This is a genomic window from Streptococcus oralis SK304, assembly GCF_000287715.1.
Classification (GTDB): domain Bacteria; phylum Bacillota; class Bacilli; order Lactobacillales; family Streptococcaceae; genus Streptococcus; species Streptococcus oralis_Y.
In genome coordinates this window covers 45,169-64,745 of sequence record NZ_ALJN01000012.1, presented here as the reverse complement: position 1 = coordinate 64,745, position 19,577 = coordinate 45,169, and the positions used below count along the sequence as shown (strand labels likewise).

The 19,577-nt window shown below is 42.1% G+C and carries 13 protein-coding genes; 8 read left to right on the top strand and 5 right to left on the bottom strand.

Translation table 11 applies throughout. From position 1 onward, the window contains the following. The first annotated feature begins 2 nt into the window (after positions 1-2). Genes scpB through yidD form a run of 3 tightly spaced genes read left to right on the top strand, consistent with a single transcriptional unit; the run spans position 3 to position 1,523 of the window. Positions 3-572, top strand: a complete 570-nt coding sequence (gene scpB, locus HMPREF1125_RS06375; protein ID WP_000105282.1) for an SMC-Scp complex subunit ScpB — start codon at positions 3-5, stop codon at positions 570-572. Further along, a complete protein-coding gene (locus HMPREF1125_RS06370; RefSeq protein ID WP_001222216.1) occupies positions 559-1,281 on the top strand; it encodes a pseudouridine synthase in 723 nt (240 codons plus the stop codon). The genes scpB and HMPREF1125_RS06370 overlap by 14 nt, the downstream gene beginning before the upstream one ends. Beyond that, positions 1,281-1,523 carry a membrane protein insertion efficiency factor YidD gene (gene yidD / locus HMPREF1125_RS0102235; RefSeq protein WP_000821666.1) on the top strand — a complete coding sequence of 81 codons (243 nt, stop codon included), beginning with the start codon at positions 1,281-1,283 and terminating at the stop codon, positions 1,521-1,523. The genes HMPREF1125_RS06370 and yidD overlap by 1 nt, the downstream gene beginning before the upstream one ends. A gap of 31 nt (positions 1,524-1,554) precedes the next feature. Here the strand turns inward: yidD and HMPREF1125_RS06365 are convergent, their stop codons facing one another. From HMPREF1125_RS06365 to HMPREF1125_RS06350, 4 genes are all read right to left on the bottom strand, one after another. Next, positions 1,555-2,526 (bottom strand): siderophore ABC transporter substrate-binding protein, encoded by a 972-nt coding sequence (locus HMPREF1125_RS06365; RefSeq protein ID WP_000858287.1) that lies wholly within the window; start codon positions 2,524-2,526, stop codon positions 1,555-1,557. A 99-nt stretch (positions 2,527-2,625) separates the two neighbouring features. After that, the gene (locus HMPREF1125_RS06360; protein ID WP_000764313.1) at positions 2,626-3,378 is read right to left on the bottom strand and encodes an ABC transporter ATP-binding protein; all 753 of its coding nucleotides are present in this window, start codon (positions 3,376-3,378) and stop codon (positions 2,626-2,628) included. Next, positions 3,375-4,331: an iron chelate uptake ABC transporter family permease subunit gene (locus HMPREF1125_RS06355; RefSeq protein WP_001159849.1), complete on the bottom strand. Its 957-nt coding sequence runs from the start codon at positions 4,329-4,331 to the stop codon at positions 3,375-3,377. Before HMPREF1125_RS06355 ends, HMPREF1125_RS06360 begins: the two co-directional genes overlap by 4 nt. Then, entirely contained in the window at positions 4,321-5,280 is a 960-nt protein-coding gene (locus tag HMPREF1125_RS06350) for an ABC transporter permease (protein WP_000777220.1), read from the bottom strand. The genes HMPREF1125_RS06355 and HMPREF1125_RS06350 overlap by 11 nt, the downstream gene beginning before the upstream one ends. Positions 5,281-5,516: 236 nt before the next feature. Between HMPREF1125_RS06350 and pepA the strand changes: the two genes are divergently transcribed. Both pepA and HMPREF1125_RS06340 read left to right on the top strand, forming a co-directional pair. Beyond that, positions 5,517-6,581 carry a glutamyl aminopeptidase gene (gene pepA, locus HMPREF1125_RS06345; RefSeq protein WP_000209183.1) on the top strand — a complete coding sequence of 355 codons (1,065 nt, stop codon included), beginning with the start codon at positions 5,517-5,519 and terminating at the stop codon, positions 6,579-6,581. A 23-nt stretch (positions 6,582-6,604) separates the two neighbouring features. Continuing rightward, positions 6,605-6,901: a bacteriocin immunity protein gene (locus HMPREF1125_RS06340; RefSeq protein WP_000840150.1), complete on the top strand. Its 297-nt coding sequence runs from the start codon at positions 6,605-6,607 to the stop codon at positions 6,899-6,901. 94 nt (positions 6,902-6,995) lie between these two features. Here HMPREF1125_RS06340 and HMPREF1125_RS06335 read toward each other — a convergent pair whose 3' ends face one another. Next, positions 6,996-8,627, bottom strand: coding sequence for a Na/Pi cotransporter family protein (locus HMPREF1125_RS06335; RefSeq protein ID WP_000026626.1), 1,632 nt, complete (start codon positions 8,625-8,627; stop codon positions 6,996-6,998). Between the two features lie 333 nt (positions 8,628-8,960). Here HMPREF1125_RS06335 and HMPREF1125_RS06330 point away from each other — a divergent pair, with 333 nt between their 5' ends. The 3 genes from HMPREF1125_RS06330 (at position 8,961) to HMPREF1125_RS06315 (ending at position 19,490) form a co-directional block, all read left to right on the top strand. Beyond that, positions 8,961-13,691 carry an endo-beta-N-acetylglucosaminidase gene (locus HMPREF1125_RS06330; protein WP_000792775.1) on the top strand — a complete coding sequence of 1,577 codons (4,731 nt, stop codon included), beginning with the start codon at positions 8,961-8,963 and terminating at the stop codon, positions 13,689-13,691. A gap of 242 nt (positions 13,692-13,933) precedes the next feature. After that, positions 13,934-15,133: a phosphoglycerate kinase gene (locus tag HMPREF1125_RS06320; RefSeq protein WP_001096770.1), complete on the top strand. Its 1,200-nt coding sequence runs from the start codon at positions 13,934-13,936 to the stop codon at positions 15,131-15,133. Positions 15,134-15,302: 169 nt separating this feature from the next. Then, a complete protein-coding gene (locus tag HMPREF1125_RS06315) occupies positions 15,303-19,490 on the top strand; it encodes an antigen I/II family LPXTG-anchored adhesin (protein ID WP_000791197.1) in 4,188 nt (1,395 codons plus the stop codon). Positions 19,491-19,577 lie beyond the last annotated feature (87 nt).

The following is a 19,577-nucleotide window of genomic DNA, read 5'->3' as shown; positions in this document are numbered from 1 at the left end:
AGATGAGTACTTTAGCAGAAATAGAAGCGCTCTTGTTTGTAGCAGGTGAAGATGGGATTCGGGCCCGTCAGTTGGCTGAACTCCTGTCGCTTCCACCGACAGGCATCCAGCAGAGTTTAGAAAAATTAGCCCAAAAATATGAAAAAGACCAAGAGTCGAGTTTGTCCCTGATCGAGACAGGGGGAGCATACAGATTGGTGACCAAACCTCAATTTGCAGCGATTTTGAAGGAATATTCCAAAGCTCCCATCAACCAGAGTTTATCTCGGGCGGCCCTTGAGACCTTGTCCATCATTGCCTACAAGCAGCCGATTACGCGGATAGAAATTGATGCTATTCGTGGGGTCAATTCGAGTGGGGCTTTGGCAAAGTTGCAGGCTTTTGACTTGATAAAGGAAGACGGGAAAAAAGAAGTGTTGGGCCGCCCTAATCTCTATGTAACTACGGATTATTTCCTAGATTATATGGGGATTAACCATTTGGAAGAATTGCCTGTGATTGACGAGCTTGAAATTCAAGCACAAGAAAGCCAATTATTTGGTGAAAGGATAGAAGAAGATGAGAATCAATAAGTATATTGCCCACGCAGGTGTGGCCAGTAGGAGAAAAGCAGAAGAGTTGATCAAGCAAGGCTTGGTGACGGTCAACGGCCAAGTGGTACGTGAACTCGCAACGACCATCAAGGCTAGCGACAAGGTTGAAGTTGAAGGCCAACCTATCTACAATGAAGAAAAGGTCTACTATCTGCTCAATAAACCACGTGGAGTGATTTCCAGTGTGACAGATGACAAGGGCCGCAAGACTGTTGTCGACCTCTTGCCCAATGTCAAAGAGCGCATCTACCCTGTGGGACGTTTGGACTGGGATACATCAGGTGTTTTGATTTTGACCAATGATGGTGATTTTACAGACGAGATGATTCACCCTCGTAATGAGATTGACAAGGTTTATGTCGCGCGTGTTAAAGGTGTGGCCAATAAGGATAATCTCCGCCCCTTGACCCGCGGCCTAGAGATTGATGGCAAGAAAACCAAGCCAGCTGTTTATGAAATCCTCAAAGTGGATCCAGTTAAAAATCGCTCTGTGGTGCAGTTGACCATCCATGAAGGGCGTAACCATCAGGTTAAAAAGATGTTTGAAGCTGTCGGTCTTCAAGTGGACAAGTTGTCGCGGACACGTTTTGGACACTTAGACTTGACAGGTCTTCGTCCGGGTGAAGCCCGTCGCCTTAATAAAAAAGAAATCAGCCAACTACACACCATGGCTGTAACCAAGAAATAATGAAACGAATCTTAATAGTGCCTGTACGCTTTTACCAACGTTTTATCTCACCAGCCTTTCCACCCTCTTGTCGCTTTGAGCCTACTTGTTCCAACTACATGATTCAGGCTATTGAAAAGCATGGCTTCAAGGGTGTTTTGATGGGCTTGGCTCGGATTTTACGATGCCATCCTTGGTCGCCAATAGGAAAAGATCCTGTCCCAGATCACTTTTCACTAAAACGAAATCAAGAAAAAAAATAACCCAACATCACCTGATGTTGGGTTTTATCTCTTATTTCAAAGCTTTTTGAGCGTCTTCAATCATGATTTTAGTTGATTCAAGTCCGCCACCACTTAGATACCAGAGGTCTGGTGTTAGTTGGATAATCTTACCGTTTTTAGCAGCAGGAGTTTCAGAGATGAGGGCATTTTCTAGGACGCCGTCGTTGCTTGAGTTGTCCCCACCGATGGCAAGGGTACGGTTGATGACAAAGAGGATGTCAGGATTGATTTCTTTGACACTTTCAAAGCTGACTTCCTGTCCGTGGCGTGAGTCTTCAAATTGAGTATCAGTTGGTTTGAATTTCAAGGTTTGATACAAGAAAGAGAAGCGAGATTGGGCACCAAAGGCAGCCATTTTTCCTTCGTTGAGGAGGATTGCAAGGGCTTTTTTATCAGAACTTTCATTTTTAGTAGCGACTTCTTGGATGCTCTTATCCAGGTTTGCCAATTCTTCTTTGGCTTTCTGTGTACCAGTTTCACCGAAGGCACTTGCTAAGGATTCGATATTAGCTTTGGTAGAAGTCCAGTAGTCGTCCTTGCTTGCTTGGAAGAGCACGGTTGGAGCAATTTCTTTGAACTTGTCTACGAATTTTTGGGTACGTGGAGAAGCGATAATTAAATCTGGTTCAAGGGCAGCAATGGCTTCTAGGTCTGGCTCAACCATGGAACCCACATTGTTGACATTTCCTGCAAGATCTTTTAGGTAAGTCGGAACAGTTTTTGTAGGCATTCCGACGATATTCTTTTCCAATCCTAAAGCACGAATAGTATCCGCAGCACCGAGGTCAAAGGTCACAATCTTTTCAGGAACCTTTGAAAGTTTGACCTCGTCTAGTGAACTTTTAATGGTTATCTCTGTTGGAGCAGAGCTACTTGTCTCTGTCTGGCTAGTGCTTGAGTTTGTATTTGTACTACATGCACCAAGTAGGAGCAAGAAGCTGGCCACTAGGGCAGTAAGATAAAGTTTAAGGGATGTTTTCATGATTTCTCCTTTTTAAAATGTGATAACGATGTAGGGAGTCTCTTAGATAGGCTTATTAGCTAAGAGACAGAGAATTCTCTAACATGAGTTTCTGAGTTACTAGCTATAGATACAGATCTTTTTGCCATTGATATCAGCTAGCGTGATAGGAATCTCATAGAGTTGACTGAGCAGGTCAGCCTGCATGATTTGAGCAGTCGTTCCCTTGCAAAAGACTTGACCGTCCTTGAAGGCAACAATTTCATCTGCATACTGGCTGGCCATGTTGATATCGTGGAGGACTATGATAATGGTCTTCCCTAGTTCCTCCACCAGTCGCTTGAGAATCTGCATCATGCTGACGCTTTGCTTGATATCGAGGTTGTTAAGTGGTTCGTCCAGCAAGATAAAGTCTGTATCCTGGGCTAGTACCATGGCGATAAAGACACGTTGGAGCTGTCCACCAGACAGACTATCGATGTAGCGGTCTTTTAAGTTTGTCAGTTCCAGATAGTCCAGAGTTTCTCGGATTTTTTCCCAGTCTTCTGCCTTCAGTCGACCACGGCTGTAGGGAAAACGTCCAAAACTGACCAGTTCTTCAACGGTCAATTTGGCTTGGTAATTGATCTTCTGCTTTAGGATGGTAAGCTCTCGAGCCAGTTCTTGCGAATTCCAACTTTCAATTTCACGACCTTTGATACTGAGAATTCCCTGATCTTTCTTGGTCAGTCTGCTCATAATGGAGAGGAGGGTTGATTTTCCAGCACCGTTTGGACCAATAAAGGCCGTCAGTTTCTGAGGACTGACTTCAAGCGAAATGTCTTGCAAAATATCCTGTTTTTGAATGGATTTGTTAATGTTTTCCAGTTTCACTGACGCGCCCTCCTGTAGAGTAAGATAAAGAATAAGAAGCCACCCACACTCTCGATGATCATACTGATGCGAATTTCCAGTGCAAAGACTCGTTCGATGAGGGCTTGCCCCAAGGTCAAACTAATAAATCCAATTAGAATGGCAACGATAAAGAGCAACTTGTGTCGATAATCTTTGACAATCAGGTAAGTGAGATTGGCCAGCATAAAGCCGAAGAAGGCCATAGGTCCTACCAAAGCAGTTGCTATTGAGGTCAAAAGCACGATGCCCCAGAGGAGTTCTCTCTGTTCTTTTTCAACATCGAGTCCCAGTATCTGAGCCGTTTCTCTTTGCAGGTGTAAGACATCCAGAACGACTGCTTTTCGAAAGAAAAAGATTGTCAAAGCGAGGATGATCAGAGAGCCGATGGCTAGGATGGGAGTGTTGAGATGCTGAAAGGAGGCAAAGAGACTGTTCTGCAGTTTATCGTATTCATTTGGATCCATCAGGACTTGGAGGAAGGTACTTATATTTCGAAAGAGACTTCCGAGTGCTAGACAGATTAGCAGAATGAAGACCAGGTCTTGTTTCATCAGTGTCTTCAAGTAGCCTTGTAAGGCAAGAAAGAAGAGGGATTGGACAAGAAGTAAGATTAAAAATTCTAAGATAGGAGACTTTTCAAGCTGTAGAAATTTGCTTTCAAAAACCAGTAGCAGGGTTTGTAGCAAGACATAGAAGGATTCGATTCCCAAAATACTAGGTGTCAGGAAGCGATTTTCCGTCAGGGTTTGAAAACTAATGGTCGAAATCCCTGTCGCGATAGCTACCAAGAGATAAACGACAATCTTTTGAGAACGAAGTTTCCAAGCAAAGACAGATAGGTGACTAATAGGCCAAAAGTAGAGGAGACAAGCTCCGATGGCCAGAATAATGAGAAGGCAGAAGAGCCTGGTATGTTTGCTTTTAAACTGCATCTTTTCGTCCCCCTCTCCATAGAAGCAGGATAAAGACGAGGCTACCGATGATTCCTAGCAAGAGACTGACAGACAGCTCATAGGGCCGAATGAGAACTCGAGAGAGGATGTCGCAGGCTAGAACCAGATTGGCTCCGACCAGAGCGACAATAAGTTTGGTTTGGCTCAGATTATCTCCATAGCGCTTGCGGACCAGATTGGGAACGATAACCCCGAGAAAAGGCAAGGCACCCACGGTAATCATGGTGACGCTTGTCGTTAGCGCCACCAGAAAGAGGGCAAGTTTTTCAAGTAGGGAGTAGGAAATTCCCAAACTCTCGCTGGTTTCTTTTCCTAGATTCATGATGGTAAAGGTTTGGGATAATTTCCAAACGGCTATCAGGATAATGAGGCCTAAGAAGAGCCACTCATACTGATGAGTCTGAATCATGGAGAAGGAGCCCTGGGTCCAAGAAGTCATACTCTGAACCAGATTGAAACGATAGGCGATAACTTCTGTGATAGAACCGATAATCCCACTATAGATGATCCCGATCAAGGGCAACATCCACCTTTCCTTTATAGAAAAAATAGTCATAAAAGCAAGGAAGAAGAGGGTAAATAAGATGGATGAGACAAAAGCAAAGAGCATCTTTTGGGTCAGACTCGCAGACGGAAAGACAAAGAGGCTCAACACCATTCCCAGTTTGGCGGCTTCTGTCGTTCCGACTGTACTCGGAGCAGCAAATTGATTTTGAGTAATGGTCTGCATGAGGAGTCCTGCCATGCTCATACTGGAGGCTGCAAGGAGAATACTGATGGTTCTTGGAAGACGCGACTCTTGAAAGAGAAGCCAAGTCTGTTGGTCAAAAGCAAAGAATTTTTCCCAAGAAAAATCACTGGTTCCAATGGTAATGGAGAGAAAGACCAGGAGTAGAAGTAAGCCTGTTAAAATATGAGAGAGTTTCATACCCAGTCCTTTCATGTAGATTTGGTATCGAAAGATACCTGCGGATATTACTGTAACACGATTTTTTTAATCTGTCAATAAATTTTCTGACAATTTAATGTAAAAAGAAAGAAAAATTTCTGAAATTACATCTGCCCCTCTCTTTTATTGGAAAACTGAGTAAAAATCAATCCACCTTCCCACTATCCTTCTCCTATAAAAAGTGGTAAAATGGAGGACAGAAAGAAGGAACTGATATGACAACATTATTTTCAAAAATCAAAGAAGTAACAGAGCTTGCTGCGATCTCAGGTCATGAAGCGCCTGTACGGACTTATCTTCGTGAAAAGTTGACACCGCATGTGGATGAAGTGGTGACAGATGGCTTGGGTGGTATTTTCGGTATCAAGCATTCAGAAGCTGCCGATGCACCACGCGTCTTAGTCGCTTCTCACATGGACGAAGTTGGTTTTATGGTCAGCGAGATTAAGCCAGATGGTACCTTCCGTGTGGTTGAAATCGGTGGTTGGAATCCTATGGTGGTCAGCAGCCAACGCTTCAAACTCTTTACTCGTGACGGTCGTGAAATTCCAGTGATCTCAGGTTCTGTTCCTCCACATTTGACACGTGGAACAGGTGGGCCAACCATGCCAGTAATCTCTGATATCATTTTTGATGGTGGTTTTGCAGACAAGGCTGAGGCAGAAAGCTTTGGTATCCGTCCTGGTGACACCATTGTCCCTGATAGTTCCGCTATCTTGACAGCCAATGAAAAAAATATCATCTCAAAAGCTTGGGACAACCGCTACGGTGTCCTCATGGTAAGCGAGCTTGCAGAAGCTTTGTCAGGCCAAAAACTGGGAAATGAACTCTATCTTGGCTCTAACGTCCAAGAAGAAGTTGGGCTCCGTGGCGCTCATACTTCTACAACTAAGTTTGACCCAGAAGTCTTTCTAGCCGTTGACTGCTCACCAGCAGGTGATGTCTACGGTGGTCAAGGTAAGATTGGGGATGGAACCTTGATTCGTTTCTACGACCCAGGTCACTTGCTCCTTCCAGGCATGAAAGATTTCCTTTTGACAACGGCTGAAGAAGCTGGTATCAAGTACCAATACTACTGTGGTAAAGGCGGAACAGACGCTGGAGCAGCTCATCTGAAAAATGGTGGTGTCCCATCTACAACTATCGGTGTCTGTGCTCGTTATATCCATTCTCACCAAACCCTTTACGCTATGGATGACTTCCTAGAAGCCCAAGCCTTCTTGCAAGCCTTGGTGAAAAAATTGGATCGTTCAACGGTTGATTTGATTAAAAATTATTAAACATAAGGGAAGGTGGTCAGGAGATGGCAGAACCAAACTTAGAAAGCCTTATAAGAGATCTCTATAACCATGCTCGTCAGGGCTTAAGTGAAGATTTAGTTTCTGCTCTTCTAGAGACTGCTAAAAAACTACCTACTACAAATGAGCAATTACTAGCAGTCCGTCTCTCAGGACTGGTCACCCGTGAATTGCTCACCAATCCCAAACACCCAGCACCTGAATTGATCAATTTGGCTCGCTTTATCAAAAGAGAAGAAGCCAAGTACAGAGGTACTGCAGTTTCTGCTATCATGTTTGGTGAACTCTTTAAGATGCTTTGATTACACTGTGAATCAAAGCATTTTTTATGTCAGAAAAGCCATTCTTGATGAGGAGACGAAAAAAGCCATCCCATTCAGGATAGCTTTTTGGTACTTAGATTTGTTCAGCGATGACCTTTTCGGCTAGGTTCATAGCATGGTCAGATACACGAGTGTAATGGGAAATGATGTCAATAAAGTTGACCCCAGCTTGTGTTGAACATTCGCCCTTGTTAAGGCGTTTGATGTGGGTCTTTCTGAGAACGCGTTCCATATTGTTGATTTCTTTATGACGTTCAATCAGCCTTTGAGCTTTTTCAATATCATTGTTTTCCACACTATCAAGGGCATCTTTGATGAACTCAGTGGTAGCGTGATAAATCGCAGCTAGCTCTTCCAAAGCGGCCTCAGAGAACTGAACATTCTTGCGTTGGAGATAGTCTGTTAGGTTGATTAACCCTTCTGCGTGGTCTCCAATCCGTTCCAAATCACGTGATGAGTCAAGAATATTGGTTAAAATTTCACTTTCCTTTTGACTCAAGGATTCGCTTGAAAGGCTAATCAGGTAACGAGTGAGTTTTTCGTCAATTGTGTTAATTGCTTCTTCAGTCTTATGGCCTTTCTCAGCTAGTTTTTCATCTAGATTGACGATGTAGTCGTAGGAAAGGTCAAAAGCTTTTGCAGCATAGTTCCCCAAGTGAAGAAGTTCTTTTTTGGCATTTCCTAGAGCGATAGAAGGCGCCTGTTTGATGAGTTGTTCATCCAAGTAGAGAGCCTCGTATTTAACAACTTCATCTTCACCAGGAATGAGCTTGGTAACAATGTAAGCCAAGGCGCCGATGAATGGGAACTGGATAATGGTATTTGTAATATTAAAGGTTCCGTGGGCAAAGGCAATGGTCATTTCTGGAGCTAGATTGAGTGCAGATTCAAACCATTGAATCAAGCCAGTGAAAGGTACAAGGAAGACAATACAGATAACCGTACCAATCACGTTAAAGGCGACATGGGCACCAGCAACACGTTTGGCAGCGATATTGGCTCCAAGAGAAGCAATGATGGCTGTAATGGTCGTCCCGATATTATCACCAAACAAGACCGGTAGGGCACCTTGAAGGTCAATCAAACCACTTGCGTACAGGTTCTGTAAGATACCGATAGTTGCGGAAGAAGCCTGAATGAGTAGGGTCAGTCCAGTTCCGACAAAGACACCTAGAATAGGACTCTTACTTAGTTCAACCATGTAGTCTCTAAAGACTTGCAGGTCTTTTAGGGGTTCCATTGCACCGCTCATAAGATTGAGAGCGAAGAAGATACCTCCTACACCGAAGAGAACACGTCCGATGTTGTTGATCGAGCGATTTTTGGTGAAGAAGAGACAGACAGCCCCGATGAAGAGCATTGGTAAAGCATAATCTCCAAGCTTAAAACCGATGATAAAGGATGTAACGGTGGTTCCAATATTGGCACCCATGACAATACCGATAGCCTGACGTAAGGTTAAAAGTCCCGCACTGACTAGTCCGACTGTAATGACTGTTACACCTGAACTTGATTGAATCAGCGCCGTCATACCGATACCAACCAGCACACCGAAGAAGGGATTGCTGGTATATTTGTCAATGTAAAAACGAAGGCGATCTCCAGCAGCTTGTTGCAAACCGTCTCCCATGGTCTTGATACTATATAAAAATAGTCCCAGACCACCTAAAAAGTGAAATAAAATTTCCTGCCAATTAATGGACATTTCTTTTTCCTCCGAAAAATAATAACGGAATTTCTCCTATTCTATTTTAAAGGATAAAAGTAAATCTCACAAGTGTTTAGCTGAAATTTTCATGAGAAACAAGAACTTTCTTTTAAAATGAGAGATAGTTTCCCTTTAAGATAGATGATTTATAGGATTGTGTCCAAATTTTACTGATTATTATCCTAGTTATAGTTTTTATGTTAAATAGATTGACATCGCTTTCATATAGGATAAAATGAAGATGATCCTGTTCTAGTGACGTACACTGAGAACAGTTACTTTTTATCAAAAAAGCAAAGCGCTTACTTTTTATTATATTGGGAGGATAAGATGAAAAATCTATTTTTTGAAAAACGTTGCCGTTACAGTATTCGAAAACTGTCAATCGGGGCTTGTTCCTTGATGATTGGTTCAGCTCTATTCGCAAGCCCAGCTCTTGCGGAACAGGTCTCTGCCCCTGAAACAGCCACTAATACGAGCACTCAAGCGACAAGTGCCAGTGAAACAACTAATCCAGACACCGTAGCTATCGAAAAGCAATTAGAGGAAACAGAGAACAAAGTAGCTGAGCAACCTATTTCAGAAAACACTCCAGCAATAACGGATCTAGTTAATGAAAAAGAAGAAGCAAAGCCAACTCCGACGGATAAAGCTGACAAACCTGCTCAACCAACTAAAAAAGAAGAAGTCAAATCAGAGGAAGCTCCTCAAGTTGATGAGAAGAAAGCCGACAAACCGACTCTAGCAGACGTTCCTAAAAATGAAGAAAAGAGTCTCCGACCAAAAGAAATCAAATTTGATACATGGGAAGATTTGTTGAAATGGGAACCGGGTGCGCGTGAGGATGATCCCATTAACCGTTCCTCAGTTGAACTCGCCAAGCGCCACAGAGGTCAGTTGGTTAACGAAAAAGCAAGCAGAAGAGCCAAGGTCCAGGCGCTAGCAAATACCAACTCGAAAGCTAAAGACCATGCTTCTGTTGGTGGAGAAGAATTCAAGGCCTATGCCTTTGATTACTGGCAATATTTGGATTCAATGGTCTTCTGGGAAGGCCTAGTCCCTACTCCAGATGTCATTGATGCCGGGCACCGCAACGGAGTTCCCGTTTATGGAACCCTCTTTTTCAACTGGTCAAATAGCATTGCCGACCAAGAGAAATTTGCCGCTGCCTTGAAACAAGATGAGGATGGTACCTTCCCGATTGCACGTAAACTTGTTGATCTCGCTAAATACTATGGCTTTGATGGGTATTTTATCAACCAAGAAACAACGGGGGAATTGGTAGCACCTCTTGGTGAAAAAATGCGCCAATTCATGCTCTATACAAAAGAATACGCAGCTAAGGTCAACCACCCAATTAAGTATGCTTGGTACGATGCCATGACCTACAAATATGGTCGTTACCACGAAGATGGCTTGGGAGACTACAACTACCAGTTTATGCAAAAAGAAGGTGACAAGGTCCCTGCGGATCAATTTTTTGCCAATTTTAACTGGAACAAGGAAAAGAATGACCACTCTGTAGAGATGGCAAAATGGCTAGAACGTAGTCAATATGATGTTTTTGCAGGCTTAGAATTGCAGCAAGGTGGCTCCTATAAGACCAAAGTAAAATGGGATGCTCTTTTAGATGAAAATGGCAAGTTGCGTTTGTCCCTTGGACTCTTTGCACCAGATACGATTACCAGTCTAGGGAAAACAGGTGAAGATTACCACAAGAACGAGGACATCTTCTTTACAGGTTATCAAGGAGATCCAACGGCTCAAAAACCAGCGGACAAAGAGTGGTATGGAATTGCTAATTTAGTTGCGGACCGCACTCCAGCAGTAGGCCGAACCTTCACTACCTCTTTTAATACAGGACATGGTAGAAAGTGGTTTGTAGACAGTAAAGTTTCTAAGGATTCTGAGTGGAACTACCGTTCGGTTTCAGGTGTCTTACCAACATGGCGTTGGTGGCAGACTTCGACGGGGGGAAAACTCCATGCAGAATATGACTTTACAGATGCCTATAATGGTGGGAACTCCCTTAAATTCTCAGGTGATGTAGCTGGTAAGACGGACCAAGATGTGAATTTGTATTCTACTAAACTAGAAGTAACGGAGAAAACCAAACTTCGGGTTGCCCACAAGGGAGGAAAAGGCTCGAAAGTTTATATGGCCTTCTCTACGACTCCAGACTACAAATTTGAGGATGCAGCTGCATGGAAAGAACTGACTCTCTCTGATAACTGGACAAATGAAGAATTTGACCTCAGCTCACTAGCAGGAAAGACTATCTATGCAGTTAAACTCTTCTTCGAACATGAAGGTGCTGTAAAAGATTATCAGTTCAACTTAGGTCAATTAACAATTTCAGATAACCACCAAGCACCACAAGCGCCGACGGGACTTTCTGTTGTGAAACAATCTCTCAAGAATGCCCAAGAAGCTGAAGCAGTGGTCCAGTTTGCGGGTAACCAAGATGCAGATTTCTATGAAGTCTACGAAAAAGATGGAGATAACTGGCGTTTGTTAACAGGATCATCTGCTTCCACTATCTACTTGCCAAAAGTTAGCCGCTCTGCTAATGCGACTGGTACGACTCAGGAATTGAAAGTTGTTGCAGTTGGTAAAAATGGACTTCGTTCTGAAGCGGCGACGGCATCCCTCAACTGGGGCATGACTGTTCAGGATACAACTCTCCCAAGACCTTTGGCTAAAAATATTGTTCCAGGGGCAACGGTTATTGGTAGCACTTTCCCAAATACTGAAGGTGGAGAAGGCATCGAAGGTATGTTGAACGGTACCATTACTAGCTTGTCAGATAAGTGGTCTTCAGCTCAGTTGAGTGGTAGTGTAGATATTCGTTTGACCCAACCACGTCGTGTTGTTAGATGGGTCATGGATCATGCGGGAGCTGGTGGAGAATCCGTAAACGACGGTTTGATGAACACCAAAGACTTTGACCTTTATTATAAAGATGCGGATGGTGAATGGAAGTTAGCTAAGGAAGTCCGTGGCAATAAAGCGCACGTGACAGATATCACTCTTGACAAACCAATTACTGCTCAAGACTGGCGTCTAAAAGTTATCACATCTGATAACGGAACACCTTGGAAAGCCATTCGTATCTACAACTGGAAGATGTATGAAACCTTGGACACAGAAAGTCAAAATATTCCAATGTATAAGGTAGCTGTCCGTTCACTTGGAAACCATCAAGTTCAACTAGGTTTCTCTGATGTTCCAGCAGGCGCAACCATCACCGTTTACGACAAGGCAGATTCACAAACACCAATTGCAACTTTGAGGTCTGAAAATGGTGGCGACTTGGCAACAGCGCCATTGGCTTTTGACAAGCAACCAACTCTCCTCTACTATCGTACCCAACTACCTGGCAAAGAAATCAGTAACACCTTGGCAGTAGCGATTCCGCAGGATGAAAGAAAAATTGCTGCAGTTAGCCTTGAAAAAGGACCTAAGAAGACAGTTTATAAAGAAGGTGAAAATCTCGACCTCAGAGGCGGAACCCTCCGTGTTCAATACGAAGGGGGACAAGCCGATGAGCTGATCAACCTTACTCACTCAGGTGTGACAGTATCTGGCTACGACGCTCATCAAAAAGGGGAACAAAAGCTCACAGTCAGCTACCTTGGACTTCCAGTTACTGGTGACTTGAAGGTACAAGTGACTGGTCAAGATGAAGGAAAACCAAAGGAAGTAGCAGGTTTGTACATTACGAAGAAACCAAAAACAGACTATCTAGTAGGGGATCAACTGGATCTCTCTGAAGGTCGCTTCGGAGTTCTCTATGATGATGAGACAGAAGAGACTCACAGCTTTACTGATCAAGGTGTTGAAATTACGGGCTACGGTTCTCAAAAGACTGGACGCCAGACCTTGACCTTGCATTACAAGGGACACACCGCTGAGTTTGATGTTTTGGTTTCTCCAAAAGCAGCTGTCAACGATGAGTACCTCAAACAAGAAATCACTGCTGCCCAAGGCCGTCAGTCAACCCTTGCCTACACCTTCTCTAGCGAGGACAAACAAGCAGTACTAGTAGAGAAGCTCAATGCAGCGAAAGCTGTAGCAGAAAACCACAATGCTAGTCAAGAAGAAGTCAACCGGGCTTTGAATGAGTTGAAACAAGCAGGGACAGACTTGGATGGAAATCAGCGTTATCAGACAGCTAGAGAAGAATTGGAAGGTTTGCTCGAATCTATCCGTGAAAAAGATCCTAAAGCTGAGTTGATTGAACAAGCAGAAACTTTGTTGGCTTCAGAGATGCCAACTCCACAAGCTTTTGCGGAAATGAAAGAAAAGTTGAATAAGAAACTAGCACCTGCAGAAGAAAGCCATCATGTTGGAAGCATGGATCCAAGTGAAGTAGCCCCAACAGTTGAAGCCCTCCCTGAACTAGTTATTGAAACTGAAACAACGGCCTATGAACGTCAGGAGCGACCAAACGCCGAGCTTCTCAAAGGACAACGCCAGCTAGTTCAAGCAGGTGTGGAAGGTCAAGTTCATCACTTTGTAGAAGTAGATATCCAAGGCAATCGCACCCTTCGTTCAACTGAAGTTCTCAAGGAAGCTATCCCAGAAATCACAGAAGTTGGAACAAAAGTTCTATCAAGCAACCAACCAGTTAAGGGAGTAAAAGACCTAGTTTTAGAAATTCCGAAACTAGAAATTGAAGAGGATACAGTGGCCTTCGAACGTCAAGAGCGACCAAATGCAAGCCTTCTGAAAGGTCAACGTCAACTTGTCCAAAAAGGAGAAGAAGGGCAAATTCGTCGTCTGGTAGAAGTAGATGCCCAAGGCAATCGCACCCTTCGTTCAACTGAAGTTCTCAAGGAAGCTATCCCAGAAATTGTTGAAATTGGTACCAAGGAAAAAGTTGAACAGCTAGTACCAAGTACAGACAATTCAATGGTGGAAACACCAGTCAAAGTAGAAAAAGCAACAAATCAACTTCCAAATACTGGTGTTGAAACAGATGCCAGTCTAGTAGCTCTGGGACTTCTCGGAGCAATGAGTGGCTATGGCTTGCTTGCTAGAAAGAAAAAAGAAGACTAATCGATTTAGAATTCTTGGATTTCCTCATAAAAACTAAAAACAAGGTTTGGCTACAGTCAAACCTTGTTTTGATTATTTTATCTCGCATTGATTACTTATTTGATAAGGTTTTTCTAGATTTGATTTTAAAAAATGCTAGTTTTAATTATAAGAAAGAACAAGAAAAGTTTAGGGTTTTTCTATCTCTTTTGTTGATTTTGTGATATAATTAACACGTATAAAAAAAGAAGGAGTCATATCTAATGGCAAAATTGACTGTTAAAGACGTTGACTTGAAAGGGAAAAAAGTTCTCGTTCGTGTTGACTTCAACGTACCTGTTAAAGATGGCGTGATTACCAATGACAACCGTATCACTGCAGCTCTTCCAACTATCAAGTATATCCTTGAACAAGGTGGACGTGCAATCCTCTTCTCTCACCTTGGACGTGTAAAAGAAGAAGCAGACAAAGAAGGTAAATCACTTGCTCCTGTAGCTGCTGACTTGGCTGCTAAATTGGGACAAGAAGTTAAATTTATCCCAGGTGTTACACGTGGTGCTGAATTGGAAGCCGCTGTTAACGCTCTTGAAGATGGACAAGTTCTCTTGGTTGAAAACACTCGTTTCGAAGATGTTGACGGCAAGAAAGAATCTAAAAATGATCCTGAACTTGGTAAATACTGGGCATCACTTGGAGATGGTATTTTCGTAAACGATGCATTCGGTACAGCTCACCGTGCACACGCATCTAACGTTGGTATCTCAGCAAACGTTGAAAAAGCAGTTGCTGGATTCCTTCTTGAAAACGAAATTGCCTACATCCAAGAAGCTGTTGAAGCTCCAGAACGTCCATTCGTGGCTATCCTTGGTGGTTCAAAAGTTTCAGACAAGATCGGTGTTATCGAAAACTTGCTTGAAAAAGCTGATAAAGTTCTTATCGGTGGTGGGATGACTTACACATTCTACAAAGCACAAGGTATCGAAATCGGTAACTCACTTGTAGAAGAAGACAAATTGGATGTTGCGAAAGCTCTTCTTGAAAAAGCAAACGGCAAATTGATCTTGCCAGTTGACTCAAAAGAAGCAAACGCATTTGCAGACTACACTGAAGTGAAAGACACTGAAGGTGAAGCAGTTGATCCAGGCTTCCTTGGTTTGGATATCGGTCCAAAATCAATTGCTAAGTTTGATGAAGCTTTGACTGGTGCCAAAACAGTTGTATGGAACGGACCTATGGGTGTGTTTGAAAACCCAGACTTCCAAGCTGGTACAATCGGTGTCATGGATGCTATCGTGAAACAACCAGGTGTGAAATCAATCATCGGTGGTGGTGACTCAGCTGCCGCAGCGATCAACCTTGGACGTGCAGACAAGTTCTCATGGATCTCTACTGGTGGTGGAGCTTCAATGGAGCTCCTCGAAGGTAAAGTTCTTCCAGGACTTGCAGCCTTGACTGAAAAATAAATAGTTTAACTAAAAGAAGATGGTTTGATCATCTTCTTTTTAATTTAATTTATAAACATGTGGAATTTTTCTATAAATAGAGAGAAAAAAGAGTAAATATTTGTATCTTGCCTTGTAAAGTGCTAATATAAGAAGTAACGACTAAATTTAGATAAGGAAATGGCTTATAATGAAAAATAAAAAAGAAGTCTATGGATTTCGTAAAAGCAAAGTTGCGAAAACTTTGTGTGGTGCTGTTTTAGGAACTGCTTTGATTGCTTTTGCAGATCAGGCAGTTTTTGCTGACGAAGTTACAGAGACAACTAGTACAAGTACAGTTGAGGTTGCAACAACAGGAAACCCAGCCACAAATCTACCTGAAGCTCAGGGGAATATGAGCCAAGTTGCCAAAGAAAGTCAAGCTAAGGCTGGTTCTAAAGACTCAGCTTTGCCAGTAGAAGTATCATCAGCTGATCTGGATAAAACAGTTTCTGATGCAAAATCTGCAGGAGTTAAGGTAGTTCAAGATGAAACAAAAGACAAAGGAACAGCCACAACTGCTACAGAGAATGCTCAAAAACAAGATGAGATTAAAAGCGACTATGCTAAACAAGCAAAAGAAATAAAGAAGACAACTGAAGCATATAAAAAAGAAGTCGCAGCTCATCAGGCAGAAACAGATAAAGTCAATGCTGAAAACAAAGCAGCGGATGACAAGTATCAAAAAGATCTAAAAAGTCATCAAGAAGAAGTTGAAAAAATCAACACTGCCAATGCAACAGCTAAAGCAGAATATGAGGCTAAGCTAGCACAATATCAAAAAGATTTAGCAACTATCAAAAAAGCAAATGAAGATAGTCAACAGGATTATCAAAATAAACTTTCAGCATACCAGACAGAATTAGCTCGAGTACAAAAAGCTAATGCGGAAGCTAAAGAGGCATATGATAAAGCAGTAAAAGAAAACACTGCAAAGAATGCAGCGCTTCAAGCTGAAAATGAAGCGATTAAACAACGTAATGAAACTGCAAAAGCAACTTATGAAGCGGCGGTGAAGCAGTATGAAGCAGATCTCGCAGCTATTAAGAAAGCTAAGGCAGATAATGATGCTGATTATCAAGCTAAATTAGCAGCTTATCAAACAGAGTTGGCTCGTGTTCAAAAGGCAAATGCGGAAGCTAAAGCAGCCTATGAAAAGGCAGTTGAAGAAAACACAGCTAAAAACACAGCGATTCAAGCTGAAAATGAAGCGATTAAGCAACGTAACGCTGCTGCAAAATCGACTTATGAAGCTGCGATGAAGAAATACGAAGCAGATTTGGCGGAAGTTAAGCAAGCGAATGCAGCTAACGAAACAGACTACCAAACTAAGTTAGCGGCTTATCAGACAGAACTAGCTCGCGTTCAAAAAGCAAATGCTGATGCAAAAGCAGCCTATGAAAAGGCCGTTGAAGACAACAAGGCAAAAAATGCTGCGATTAAAGCTGAGAATGAAGAAATCAAGCAACGTAATGCAGCCGCAAAAGCTGAGTATGAAGCTAAATTAGCCCAATATCAAGCAGATAGTGGACAATATAAGAAAGATTTCGCAGCCTATACTGCAGCACTCGCAGAAGCGGAGAGTAAAAAGAAGCAAGATGGTTATCTTTCAGAACCAAGATCACAATCGTTGAACTTTAAATCAGAACCAAATGCAATACGAACAATTGATTCATCTGTACATCAATATGGGCAGCAGGAATTAGATGCTTTGGTAAAATCATGGGGGATTTCGCCAACAAATCCTGATAGGACAAAATCTACAGCATATTCATATTTCAATGCAATCAATTCGAATAACACTTATGCAAAGCTTGTATTAGAAAAGGATAAACCAGTTGATGTTACCTATACTGGTCTAAAAAATTCAAGTTTTAATGGTAAGAAAATTTCAAAAGTAGTTTACACTTACACATTAAAAGAAACAGGTTTTAACGATGGAACCAAAATGACTATGTTTGCCTCGAGTGATCCAACTGTGACAGCATGGTATAATGATTATTTTACTTCTACAAACATTAATGTAAAAGTCAAGTTTTATGATGAAGAAGGTCAACTTATGAATCTCACAGGAGGATTAGTTAATTTTTCATCTCTAAATAGAGGTAACGGTAGTGGGGCAATTGATAAAGATGCAATTGAAAGTGTTAGAAACTTTAACGGTCAATATATTCCAATTTCTGGTTCATCTATCAAGATTCATGAAAATAACTCTGCTTATGCAGATTCATCAAATGCAGAAAAATCGCTAGGGGCTCGTTGGGATACATCGGAATGGGATACAACCTCTAGTCCAAATAATTGGTACGGTGCTATTGTCGGTGAAATAACTCAATCGGAGATTAGCTTTAATATGGCTTCTTCTAAAAGTGGGAATGTTTGGTTTGCTTTCAATTCAAACATTAATGCAATTGGGGTTCCGACGAAACCTGTTGCACCAACAGCTCCAACTCAACCAATGTATGAGACAGAGAAACCATTGGAGCCAGCTCCAGTAGCACCAAGCTATGAAAACGAGCCAACACCACCGGTAAAAACTCCAGATCAACCGGAGCCATCAAAACCAGAAGAGCCAAATTATGATCCATTGCCAACTCCGCCGGTAGCACCAACTCCTAAGCAGTTACCAACACCACCAGCGGTGCCAACAGTTCACTACCATTACAATCGTCTATTTGCACAACCTCAGATTAATAAAGAAATTAAAAATGAGGATGGAGTAGATATCAATCGTACTCTAGTTGCTAAGCAGTCTGTAGTGAAGTTTGAGTTGAAAACGGAAGCTTTAACTGCAGGACGTCCAAAAACAACTTCGTTTGTATTGGTAGATCCACTTCCAACTGGCTATCAGTTTGATTTGGAAGCAACCAAGGCTGCAAGCAAAGGTTTTGAAACAAGCTATGACAAAGCTAGTCACACTGTAACCTTTAAGGCTACTGATGAGACATTGGCAACATACAATGCTGACTTAACTAAACCTGTTGAGACTCTTCATCCAACGGTTGTTGGTCGAGTCTTGAACGATGGGGCAACTTATACTAATAACTTCACTCTGACAGTCAACGATGCCTACGGTGTCAAGTCAAACATTGTTCGTGTAACGACTCCAGGTAAACCAAATGATCCTGACAATCCAAATAACAACTACATCAAGCCTTTGAAAGTTAACAAGAACAAGCAAGGTTTGAATATTGATGGCAAAGAAGTTCTAGCTGGTTCAACGAACTACTATGAACTCACATGGGATTTGGACCAATACAAGGGAGATAAATCTTCTAAAGAAGCGATTCAAAATGGTTTCTACTATGTGGATGATTATCCAGAAGAAGCCTTAAGCCTTCATCCAGAATTGGTTAAGATTCGCGATCTAGAAGGTAATCTTGTATCAGGTATCAGTGTTCAACAATTTGATAGTTTAGAAGCTGCGCCTAAGAAGGTTCAAGAGCTGTTGAAGAAAGCAAACATCACTGTTAAAGGTGCTTTCCAACTCTTCTCAGCTGATAATCCAGCTGAATTCTACAAGAACTATGTAGCAACAGGAAAATCATTACTAATCACAGATCCGATGACGGTTAAACCTGAATTTGGCCAAACGGGTGGTAAGTATGAAAACAAAGCCTACCAAATCGATTTTGGAAATGGCTATGCTACAGAAGTAGTTGTCAACAACGTACCGAAAATCACACCGAAAAAAGATGTGACAATCAGTATGGATCCAAGCAGTGACAATATTGATGGCCAAACAATTCCGTTGAACCAGTACTTCAATTATCGTTTAATCGGTGGTTTGATCCCACAAAATCATTCTGAGGACTTGAATGACTATAGTTTTGTAGATGATTATGACCAAAAAGGTGATCAATACACTGGAAACTATAAAGTTCTTGCTAAGGTTGATATCCGATTGAAAGACGGTCGTGTTATCAAGGCAGGTACAGACTTAACAGCTGAAACACAGGTTGAACATGATCAAGATAAAGGAATGATTACAATTCGCTTCAAGGAAGAATTCCTTCAAGAGATTCAGTTGGATTCCCCATTCCAGGCTGAGACTTATATTCAAATGAAACGAATTGCTGTTGGAACCTTTGAAAATACCTATGTAAATACTGTGAATAAAGTTGCTTACGCTTCAAACACAGTTCGTACTACAACACCAGAACCTAAGAAACCAGAAGAGCCAACAACCCCTAATTCTAATCCAAATCCAAAAGGAAACCCTACTCTACCTCAAACAGGTACAAATGATTCAAGCTACATGCCATATCTTGGTCTAGCAGCTTTAGTAGGAGTTTTAGGACTTGGTCAGTTGAAACGAAAAGAAGACGAAAGCAACTAATTTCTGGAAGTTAAATAGAAAAGAGGAACTCTGTTTCCTCTTTTTCTTGTAGCTTGAATTAAAAACGCTTCCTATTGATTTTCATTC

Coding starts and splice junctions, on each gene's coding strand:
- HMPREF1125_RS06315 (WP_000791197.1), top strand. CDS start 15,303: ATGAAAAATAAAAAAGAAGTCTATGGATTTCGTAAAAGCAAAGTTGCG.
- scpB (WP_000105282.1), top strand. CDS start 3: ATGAGTACTTTAGCAGAAATAGAAGCGCTCTTGTTTGTAGCAGGTGAA.
- yidD (WP_000821666.1), top strand. CDS start 1,281: ATGAAACGAATCTTAATAGTGCCTGTACGCTTTTACCAACGTTTTATC.
- HMPREF1125_RS06365 (WP_000858287.1), bottom strand. CDS start 2,526: ATGAAAACATCCCTTAAACTTTATCTTACTGCCCTAGTGGCCAGCTTC.
- HMPREF1125_RS06340 (WP_000840150.1), top strand. CDS start 6,605: ATGGCAGAACCAAACTTAGAAAGCCTTATAAGAGATCTCTATAACCAT.
- HMPREF1125_RS06330 (WP_000792775.1), top strand. CDS start 8,961: ATGAAAAATCTATTTTTTGAAAAACGTTGCCGTTACAGTATTCGAAAA.
- HMPREF1125_RS06335 (WP_000026626.1), bottom strand. CDS start 8,627: ATGTCCATTAATTGGCAGGAAATTTTATTTCACTTTTTAGGTGGTCTG.
- HMPREF1125_RS06320 (WP_001096770.1), top strand. CDS start 13,934: ATGGCAAAATTGACTGTTAAAGACGTTGACTTGAAAGGGAAAAAAGTT.
- HMPREF1125_RS06370 (WP_001222216.1), top strand. CDS start 559: ATGAGAATCAATAAGTATATTGCCCACGCAGGTGTGGCCAGTAGGAGA.
- HMPREF1125_RS06350 (WP_000777220.1), bottom strand. CDS start 5,280: ATGAAACTCTCTCATATTTTAACAGGCTTACTTCTACTCCTGGTCTTT.
- HMPREF1125_RS06355 (WP_001159849.1), bottom strand. CDS start 4,331: ATGCAGTTTAAAAGCAAACATACCAGGCTCTTCTGCCTTCTCATTATT.
- pepA (WP_000209183.1), top strand. CDS start 5,517: ATGACAACATTATTTTCAAAAATCAAAGAAGTAACAGAGCTTGCTGCG.